This window comes from Streptomyces sp. NPDC127100, assembly GCF_042724095.1.
Taxonomy (GTDB): Bacteria; Actinomycetota; Actinomycetes; order Streptomycetales; family Streptomycetaceae; genus Streptomyces.
In genome coordinates this window covers 1-9,100 of sequence record NZ_JBHXFL010000089.1, presented here as the reverse complement: position 1 = coordinate 9,100, position 9,100 = coordinate 1, and the positions used below count along the sequence as shown (strand labels likewise).

General features: G+C 72.7%; 8 protein-coding genes. 2 read left to right on the top strand and 6 right to left on the bottom strand.

From position 1 onward, the window contains the following. Nucleotides 1–579: 579 nt before the first annotated feature. Nucleotides 580–1,605 carry a tryptophan--tRNA ligase gene (gene trpS / locus ACFWJB_RS35170; protein WP_385465718.1) on the top strand — a complete coding sequence of 342 codons (1,026 nt, stop codon included), beginning with the start codon at nucleotides 580–582 and terminating at the stop codon, nucleotides 1,603–1,605. Here the strand turns inward: trpS and ACFWJB_RS35165 are convergent. Further along, nucleotides 1,545–2,561 carry a GlxA family transcriptional regulator gene (locus ACFWJB_RS35165; protein ID WP_385465721.1) on the bottom strand — a complete coding sequence of 339 codons (1,017 nt, stop codon included), beginning with the start codon at nucleotides 2,559–2,561 and terminating at the stop codon, nucleotides 1,545–1,547. The genes trpS and ACFWJB_RS35165 overlap by 61 nt on opposite strands. A gap of 75 nt (nucleotides 2,562–2,636) precedes the next feature. Here ACFWJB_RS35165 and ACFWJB_RS35160 point away from each other — a divergent pair, with 75 nt between their 5' ends. Continuing rightward, a complete protein-coding gene (locus ACFWJB_RS35160) occupies nucleotides 2,637–3,221 on the top strand; it encodes a cysteine hydrolase family protein (protein WP_385465724.1) in 585 nt (194 codons plus the stop codon). 57 nt (nucleotides 3,222–3,278) lie between these two features. Here the strand turns inward: ACFWJB_RS35160 and ACFWJB_RS35155 are convergent, their stop codons facing one another. The 5 genes from ACFWJB_RS35155 to ACFWJB_RS35135 all read right to left on the bottom strand — a co-directional run bounded on the left by ACFWJB_RS35155 (nucleotide 3,279) and on the right by ACFWJB_RS35135 (nucleotide 8,841). Next, nucleotides 3,279–5,138, bottom strand: coding sequence for a LamG domain-containing protein (locus ACFWJB_RS35155; protein ID WP_386927369.1), 1,860 nt, complete (start codon nucleotides 5,136–5,138; stop codon nucleotides 3,279–3,281). A 213-nt stretch (nucleotides 5,139–5,351) separates the two neighbouring features. Then, nucleotides 5,352–6,164: a pyrroline-5-carboxylate reductase gene (gene proC / locus ACFWJB_RS35150; RefSeq protein ID WP_385465805.1), complete on the bottom strand. Its 813-nt coding sequence runs from the start codon at nucleotides 6,162–6,164 to the stop codon at nucleotides 5,352–5,354. A gap of 177 nt (nucleotides 6,165–6,341) precedes the next feature. Continuing rightward, complete coding sequence (locus ACFWJB_RS35145) at nucleotides 6,342–7,136, bottom strand: ABC transporter permease (RefSeq protein ID WP_386927367.1); 795 nt, start codon at nucleotides 7,134–7,136, stop codon at nucleotides 6,342–6,344. After that, nucleotides 7,133–8,017: an ABC transporter ATP-binding protein gene (locus tag ACFWJB_RS35140; protein ID WP_386927365.1), complete on the bottom strand. Its 885-nt coding sequence runs from the start codon at nucleotides 8,015–8,017 to the stop codon at nucleotides 7,133–7,135. The genes ACFWJB_RS35145 and ACFWJB_RS35140 overlap by 4 nt, the downstream gene beginning before the upstream one ends. Nucleotides 8,018–8,049: 32 nt before the next feature. Then, nucleotides 8,050–8,841 carry a class I SAM-dependent methyltransferase gene (locus ACFWJB_RS35135; protein ID WP_386927363.1) on the bottom strand — a complete coding sequence of 264 codons (792 nt, stop codon included), beginning with the start codon at nucleotides 8,839–8,841 and terminating at the stop codon, nucleotides 8,050–8,052. Between the last annotated feature and the right edge of the window lie 259 nt (nucleotides 8,842–9,100).

Sequence of the window (9,100 nt, the reverse complement as noted above, 5' to 3'; positions counted from 1 at the left end):
CAGATCCTTTTCCGATCCGATTTCCTCGGTGCTTTCCAGGTTCCCGCTTTCGCGTTTCCCTTTCCGGCGGTTCCGACTCTATCAGATCCTTTCGGGCCCTGATTCCCAGTCAGAGGGGGTTGTCTTCCCGGCTGTTGGGCCGTTCCGACGAGGTGAGACTCTAGCGGATTCCCGACTCCCGAGCTAATCGGGGGCCGCGTCCTTTCGAACGTGGATTCCTCATTCCGCAATTACACGCGCCAATACACGACGACGCCGACAGCGCGACTGTTCGTCGAGGAGTGGTTGGTACTTGCGGAATCGCTGTCCGGGGACCGACCGGAGTCGGCACTCACGTCGGACAACTCGGAGAACACTACGGATGCGGTCAGGTCGTGTCAACTCGGGGGCGAAGTGCCTGCCGGAGGCGTAGCTTTAGGGCGTGATGACGCGTACGTGCAACCAGTTCTGGTGGGCCGCCTGACGGCGGCCCGTACTCACGTATGCATGTGACGGCCGCCGCTTCGGCGGCCGTTCTCGTATCTCCCTCCAGGAGGGGCGGCCGACGGGTGGCGGCGGCCCCGACCAGGAGGTGGAGAGATGACACGAGTGTTCAGTGGGGTCAAGCCGACCGGGAACCTGACGCTGGGGAACTACCTGGGCGCCCTGCGGCGGTGGGCCGCGGAGGACCAGCACCGGTCGGACGCGCTGTTCTGCGTCGTCGACCTGCACGCGCTGACCGTGGACCACGATCCGGCACGGGTGCGCCGGCTCAGCCGGCAGGCGGCGTCGCTGCTGCTGGCGGCGGGGCTGGATCCGGAGTTGTGCACCGTGTTCGTCCAGAGTCACGTGGACGAACACGCGCGGCTGTCGTACCTGCTGGAGTGCGTGGCCACGGACGGGGAGATGCGCCGGATGATCCAGTACAAGGAGAAGGCCGCGCGGGAGAGAGAGCGGGGCGGGAGCGTGCGGCTGTCGTTGCTGACGTATCCCGTGCTGATGGCGGCCGACATCCTGGCGTACGGGACGGACGAGGTGCCGGTGGGGCACGACCAGACGCAGCACGTGGAGCTGGCCCGGGATCTGGCGGTGCGGTTCAACCAGCGGTACGGGCACACGTTCGTGGTGCCGCGGGCCACGAATCCGGCGGTGGCGGCCCGGGTGATGAACCTTCAGGAGCCGGACTCGAAGATGGGCAAGAGCGACGACGTCGGGCCGGGGATCGTCTATCTGCTGGACGAGCCGGACGTGGTGCGGAAGAAGGTCATGCGGGCCGTGACCGACAGCGGGCGCGAGGTCGTGTACGACCGGGAGGGGCGGCCGGGGCTCGCGAACCTGCTGGAGATCCTCGCCGCGTGCACGGGTGCGGAGCCGGAGGTACTGGCCGGGGGGTACGACTCGTACGGCGCGCTGAAGAAGGACGTCGCGGAGGCCGTGGTCGAGGTGCTGCGGCCGTTGCGAACGCGGCACCGGGAGCTGTGCGCGGATCCCGGCTACGTGGAGGGGGTGCTGCGGGAGGGTGCGGAGAAGGCGCGGGCGATGGCCCGGCCGACCGTGGACGCGGCCTACCGGGCGATCGGCCTGCTGCCGCCGGTGTCGGACACCGTGGTGAACGCGGCGCGGTAGGCGCGGGGGCTGGTGGCGAGGCGCGATGCGAAGTGCTGGCGCATCGTGACCTCGCTGCCGAAGCCTGCCCTGCGGGCGATCTCGGGCATGGGCAGGTCGGTGCGCTCCAGGAGTTTCTGGGCTGCGGCGATGCGCTGGTCGAGGAGCCAGCGCAGCGGGGTGGTACCCGTGGCCGCCGTGAAGTGGCGGGCGAAGGAGCGCGGGGACATGCCGGCGCGGGCGGCCAGCCCCGCGACGGTCAGGGGCTCGTGGAGATGGCGCAGGGCGTGCTCGCGGACGGCGGCCAGGGCGTCGGCGTCACGGTCGGTGCGCGGGGTGGGGTGCTCGATGAACTGGGCCTGGGTGCCGGTCCGGAAGGGGGCGGTGACCATCGAGCGGGCGATGGTGGCGGCGGCCTCGGCGCCGTGGGCCAGGCGGACCAGGTGGAGGCAGAGGTCGATGCCGGCCGCGGTGCCGGCCGCGGTCCAGAGGTTGTCGTCCTCGATGAAGAGGGCGTCGGGGACGACGGTGACGCGGGGGTGGTGGGTGCGCAGGAGGTCGACCAGCCGCCAGTGGGTGATGGCGCGACGGCCGTCGAGGAGGCCCGCCTGGGCGAGGGTGAACGCGCCGCCGCACAGGGCCGCGACGGTGGTGCCGCGGGTGTGCGCGCGGCGGAGGGCGGCGAGGACCGGGGCGGGGGCCGGGGTGAGGTGGTCGTCGAGGCCGGGGACCACGACGAGGTCGGCGTCGTCCAGCCAGTCGAGGGGACGGTCGGGGTGGAGGGCGAGGCCGCCGCGCATCGGGACGGCTGCGGTGCCGTCGGCGGCGACCCGGCGCAGGTCGAAGGCGGGGGCGCCGCGGTCGGTGCGGTCGGTGCCCCAGACCTCGGTGATGACGGAGACGTCGAAGGCCCGGATGCCGGGGAAGGCGACGAGGGCGACGCGGTAGGGGGCCTGGACGGTGGCCTGGACTGCCATAAGTGGCAGTAAACCATCGATCGCCGACTTCTGTACCTCTGGGGAGCGTGGCCGTCCGGCGGCACGATCGTGGGCATGGACATCGCAGAGAACGCGGCGCTGGTGGTTGTGGACGTGCAGAAGGGCTTCGAGGAGCTCGCCTTCTGGGGGACGCGCAATCACCCTGCGGCGGACGACAACATCGCCGCCCTCCTCGACGTGTGGCAGGCGACCGGGCGGCCGGTCGTCTTCGTGCGGCACGACTCGGTCAAGCAGGGGTCGCCGTTGCGGACCGGGTACGAGGGCAACGGCTTCAAGGAGTACGTGGAGCAGCGGCGCGGCAAGGGGAGCGGAGCCGAGCTGCTGGTCACGAAGACCGTGAACTCGGCCTTCCTCGGGACGCCCGACCTGGGGGCGTGGCTCCGGGGACAAGGGATCGACCAGGTCGTGCTGGCCGGGATCCAGACGAACATGTGCGTCGAGACGACGGCACGGATGGGCGGGAACCTCGGCTACGACGTGCTGGTCGCGTTCGACGCGACGTACACCTTCGGCCTGGAGGGGCCCTTCGGCTGGCGGCAGAGCGCGGACGAGCTGGCGCGGGCGTCGGCGGTTTCGCTGCACGGGGGCGGGTTCGCGCGGGTGGTGACGACGGGGGACGTGGTGACCGCGGCGGAGTGAGACGGCCGGGCCGGTGGCTGCCCGGCCGGCGCGCCGAGGCGCCGGCCGGGCAGTCGGTCAGGCCCCGAGCACTTCGGACAGTTGCTGGGACGAGGCCACGGCGCCGGACCAGACCCGGACGTCCTTGATGCGGGCCGGCACGTGGTTCGTCCAGGCGGTGCCGTCCGTGGCGGCACCGACGGTGAACACCCCCGAGCCGACGGGGTCGGGGACGGGGCGCCGGGTGCCGTTCGGGTTTCCTCCCACGTAGAGCTCGATGGTCCCCGCCTGCGCGTCACGGACACCGGTCAGCCGTACGGGTTCGTCCGTGCGGACAGGATCCGCGGAGCTACTCGCGACGTACGTGCCGTCGGCGTCCAGGCGGCCGAATCGCCAGGACCCTACGGGAACCAGCTTCTCCTCAAGGGCGTCCGGGTCCCAGGCCGGCGTCATGCCTCCGGCCTCGTACCACAGCCCGAAGGTGGAGCCGTCGGCCGCGCGCCAGCCGAGGACGTGACCGACGCGGCCCTTGGGCCAGGACGCGACCGCGGAGCCGTCCAGCGTGACGTCCGTGCTCACCGTGAACGAGCCGGTGCCGTCCACCAGTGGCCCGTCCGCCGCCGCCGCGCCGTTCGCGCCGTCCAGCGTGAGCGTGCTGCCGTCCAGGGCCGCGCCGCCGGACAGCGTCAACCGGGGGCCGTAACCCGAGACCGTGTCGGTGAGTGCGGTGCCGCTCGCCCCGTCGGCGGACCAGTCGGCCACCAGTTCCACGGCATTGCGTCCGCCGTTGGGGATCTGCGCCTCGTCGGCGATTTCGCTGTCGGTGAGGGGTCGGCGCCAGACCGCGACCTCGTCGAGGGAGCCGTCGAAAAAGTCCCCGTACTCCCCGGGCGAGCCGTCCAGCAGTGCCCGGCCGAACTGCAGCTGTCCGTCGGCCGCACCCACGCCGGGCGCGGTGCCCGTGGCCCGCAGTCGGCCGTTGACGTACAGCCGGGTCCGGTCGGCGGACGCGTCGTACACGGCGGCGAGATGGGTCCACACCCCTGGGGTCGCCTGGCGGTCGGCCGCCAGAGTCAGGTGGTCGGCACCGGCGGGCAGGGACGGCCGGAACGTCCAGGTGCCCCGGGTCGCGTCGTAGGACAGACGGAAGCCGCCGTCCTGAGCCAGCACCGTCCGGTCGGTGGCGCCCAGCGTGTCGGGACGCACCCAGGCCGAGAGGGTGAAGGAGCTGCGGGTGTCCAGGACCGGGGCGCTCGTCGCCGCGTACCCGCCGCTGCCGTCGAGGGTCAGACCTCGGTCCGTGACCGGTTCCGGCAGCGCTTCGTACTCGTCGTGGGTCTGCACGCCACGCCGGCCGCGGTCGTCGCGGGTCGCGCCGCCCGAGAGCGTCGCGTCGTTGCGCGTCGTGCCCTCGGCGGTCGCGGAGTCGCGCGCCGGACCGCTCGCCTCGTCGAAGCGCCAGCGGCCTAGGGGGGTCTCACCCGTCGCGACCAGGAATTCCACCTCGGCGGCGGCGCCGGCCCGGCCGACCTGGTCGAAGGCCTGCACCTCGAGACGGTAGAGCCCGCCCTGCTGAGGGACATGGGTGACCGTGGCGGTCTCACCGGTCACCGACGACCAGGTGGCTTCCCCGATGACGTGGTACCGGTAGCCGACGATGTCCTTGTCGGCCGTGTTCGGCGCGAACGTGAAAGTCGCCCGCACGCCCGGCCCGCCGGCCGCCTGGCACACGGTCACGCACGAGGTGTACGGAGCGGCCAGCGTGATCCGGGGTGGCAGTGGCGCCGTGGTGTCGGCTTCGGAGCCCTCGTCGCGCTGGGACGTCCGGTCCCGCGCCGCCTCGGCCCGTTCGTTCGCGTGGGACGACGGCGGGCCGTCCGGAGCTGCGGACAGCGCGTGGGCCGTCGTCGCCGGCAGCGACAGCGCGGCTGCCGCCATGGCGAGCGTGGCGGCCGCGGTGCCGGCTCTCCGCCTTCGTCTCCGGTCGCGTCCGTCACCGTCGGTTCGTCCCCACCCCTGCGTCACGGAATGCCCCCTCGTCCTTCACGATCTTGACATGTGCACGGATTCAATCTCCGTGTTCACGCAGCGTCAAGGCGAATTCAGGGGCCGGGGGAGCGTTGCCGGTCCGGGCGTCCGGTCGGTGGAGGGTCAGTCCTTGGTGCCGGAGGCGAGTTCTCGGCTGCGGTCGCGGGCGGCTTCCAGGGCGGCGATGAGGGCCGCTCGGACGCCGTGGTTCTCGAGTTCGCGGATGGCGTTGATGGTGGTGCCGGCGGGGGACGTGACGTTCTCCCGCAGCTTGACCGGGTGTTCGCCGCTGTCGCGGAGCATCTTCGCGGCGCCGATCGCGGACTGGACGATCAGGTCGTGGGCCTTGTCGCGGGGCAGGCCCAGGAGGATGCCGGCGTCGGTCATGGCCTCGACCAGGTAGAAGAAGTAGGCCGGGCCGGATCCGGAGAGGGCGGTGCAGGCGTCCTGCTGGTTCTCGGGGACACGGAGGGTCTTGCCGACGGCGCCGAAGATCTCCTCGGCGTGGGCCAGGTGGGCCGCGGTGGCGTGGGTGCCGGCGGAGATGACGGACATGGCCTCGTCCACGAGGGCGGGGGTGTTCGTCATGACGCGGACGACCGGGGTGCCGGCGGTGAGGCGCTCCTCGAAGAAGGAGGTCGGGATGCCCGCGGCGCCGCTGATGACCAGGCGGTCGGTGGGGATGTGCGGGGCCAGTTCGTCGAGGAGGGTGCCCATGTCCTGCGGCTTGACCGTGAGGATCAGGGTGTCGGCGTTCTTGGCGGCCTCGGCGTTGGTGACCGGGGTGACTCCGTAGCGGGCGCGGAGTTCGTCGGCCCGTTCCGGGCGGCGGGCGGTGACCAGGAGGTCGGCCGGGGACCAGCCGGAGCCGATCATCCCGCTGAGCAGGGCTTCGCCGATCTTGCCGGTGCCGAGGACTGCGACTTTCTGGGTCATGGCGGTGGTGCCCTCCGGAGGGTGCGCGTTGGCCTCGGTCATCCTCGCATTTCGGGTGGCCGGGGAGGGGGCGCGTCCAGTCCGCGGGACGTGGGCGGGGGTTGTTTCGCCTCGGCCGCCCCTTCCCGTCCCCGCTGGGCCCGGACGGCCTCGTCCTCGGACGCCGGACGGGCCGCGCTATGCCGTGCGGCGCTTCAGGGTCGCCGCGCCCAGGGCCAGGACCAGGAGGGCGCAGCCGGCCATGATCAGGACGTCCCGGACGAAGGTGGCCGTCATGTCGGTGTGGCGCAGGACCTCGTTCATGCCGTCGACGGCGTAGGACATCGGCAGGACGTCGGAGACGGCCTCCAGGGCCGGGTGCATGCGGTCGCGCGGGGTGAACAGGCCGCAGAGGAGGAGCTGGGGGAAGATCACCGCCGGCATGAACTGGACCGCCTGGAATTCGGAGGCCGCGAAGGCCGAGACGAAGAGGCCGAGTGCGGTGCCCAGGAGGGCGTCGAGGAGGGCGACCAGGAGCAGGAGCCAGGGGCTGCCGGTCACGTCGAGGCCGAGGAACCAGACCGCCAGGCCCGTCGCCAGGGCCGACTGGACGATCGCGAGGGCACCGAAGGCGAGGGCGTAGCCGGCGATGAGGTCGCCCTTGCCCAGGGGCATGGCGAGGAGGCGTTCGAGGGTGCCGGAGGTGCGCTCGCGCAGGGTCGCGATGGACGTGACCAGGAACATCGTGATCAGCGGGAAGATCCCCAGCAGGGAGGCGCCGATGTTGTCGAAGGTGCGCGGGCTGCCGTCGAAGACGTAGCGCAGCAGGAACAGCATCAGGCAGGGGATCACCAGGAGCAGCGCGATCGTGCGGGGGTCGTGGGCCAGCTGGCGCAGGACGCGGGCCGCGGTGGCGGTGGTGCGGGAGAGGTTCAGGGGGCGGGTGGGGGCCGGGGGCGGCGTGGTCCGCGCGGTGGGCGTGGTGGTGGTCATCGCGTGGTCTCCTTCGTGCGGGCTGCCGCCGTCGCCTCGTCCACCAGGTGCAGGAAGGCCTCCTCGACGGTCTCCGCGTCCGTGCGGGCGCGCAGGGCGTCGGGGGTGTCGTCGGCGAGGAGCGTGCCGTCGCGCATCAGCAGGAGGCGGTGGCAGCGCTCGGCCTCGTCCATGACGTGGGAGGAGACGAGGAGGGTGGTGCCGCGCTCGGCGGCGAGGGAGTGGAAGAGGGTCCACAGGTCGCGGCGGAGTACGGGGTCGAGGCCGACGGTCGGTTCGTCGAGGACCAGGAGCTCGGGGGCGCCGAGGAGGGCGACGGCCAGGGAGACGCGGCTGCGCTGGCCGCCGGAGAGGTTGCCGGCCAGGGCGTCGGCGTGGGTGGTGAGGTCGACGTCGGCGACGGCCCGGGTGACGTTCTCGCGGCGGCGGCCGGAGGAGGCGCGGCCGGGGTCGAGTATCGCGGCGAAGTAGTCGAGGTTCTGGCGGACGGTGAGGTCGTCGAAGACGGACGGGGCCTGGGTGACGTAGCCGATGCGGGTGCGCAGGCCGGGGTGACCGGCGGGGCGGCCGAGGACGTCGAGGGTGCCGGTGACCTTGGCCTGGGTGCCGGCGATCGCCCGCATGAGGGTGGACTTGCCGCAGCCGGAGGGGCCGAGGAGGCCGGTGATCCGGCCGCGCGGGACGGTGAAGCCGAGGCCGCGCAGGACGGTGCGGGAGCCACGGACGACGGTGAGGTCCTCGGCGTGGACGGCGGGGGCGGCGGGGGTGGTCCCGTGGCCGGGGGCGGCACCGGAGTCCCGAGCGGCACCGGCGTCCGGGGTGGCACCGGCGTCGTGGGTGGCCGTCCGGTCGTCGGGAGGGCGGGACGAGTAATTCATCATGTGATGAATAGTGCTCCCGCCCTCCCGTCGCGTCAAGCGGCCTCGGGCGTTCTGGCGAGCAGCAGCACGACGACGTACGTCTCCTCGACGATCCCGTCCGGGAAGACGGCCAGGAGGTGCTCCCGCTCCTCGGCCAGGAACGCCGCGCTGCGGTCCTCGCCGTGGGTCAGGAAGACCGAGTGGCTGGCGATGTTGGCCAGGTGCGTGTCCAGCGGGACGCTGCGGCTCCAGCGGACCTCGCGGCGGGTGAAGGCCAGCCGGCCGGAGGGGTCGGCGACGCGGGCGTCGACGTTCCGTTTCTCGGCGGAGACGTCCAGGCCGAACCGCCGCCGCGTGCGCTCGTTCGCCGCGGCGATCCACGGCACGTCGGGGGCGTCGGTGTTCCACCACAGCGCCAGCGCCCCGCCGGGACGCAGCACGCGCAGTGCCTCCGGGACGGACAGGGCGGGGTCGGTCCAGTGCCAGGCCTGGGCGTAGGTGAGCAGGTCGAAGCGGTGGTCGGCGAGGGGGAGGGCGTTGCCGTTGCCACGGACCACCGGCACCTCGGGGAGGCCGCGGCGGAACTCGGCCGCCATGCCCCCGCCGGGCTCGACGGCGAGCACGTCGGCGCCGTGTTCGCGCAGGCGGGCGGTGGCGATGCCCGTACCGGCGCCGACGTCCGCGACGAGGGAGCCGGACAGGCGGCGGCCGGACAGCTCCTCGATCGCCTCGAAGAGGGCGGGCGGGTAGGAGGGACGGGCGGCGGCGTACTGGGCCGCGGCGGCGTTGAAGGAGTGGGCGCGGGCGGCGTGGCCGGCCGGCGGGTCGACCCTGGGTGACGTCATACGGCCATGGTCGGCCGGTGACCGCCGGGCGCGGGGGCCTTCCGCTATGGGGGCACCCGTCGAGAGACGGCGGACGAGCCGGGAGAGGGGAGCGCGCGGCCCGCCGGGGCGGGCCAGGGGCTGTCTGAACAAATGCGCGACGCCGCGGGCATGTGTCAGACACCCCCTAGAGCCTGTCTGACAAATGATCACCTGGCCGCTTCACGGAGCCAGAGGATCAGGGAGGCCAGGACAACCCCCGCGCGGTAGCGGTCTGCGA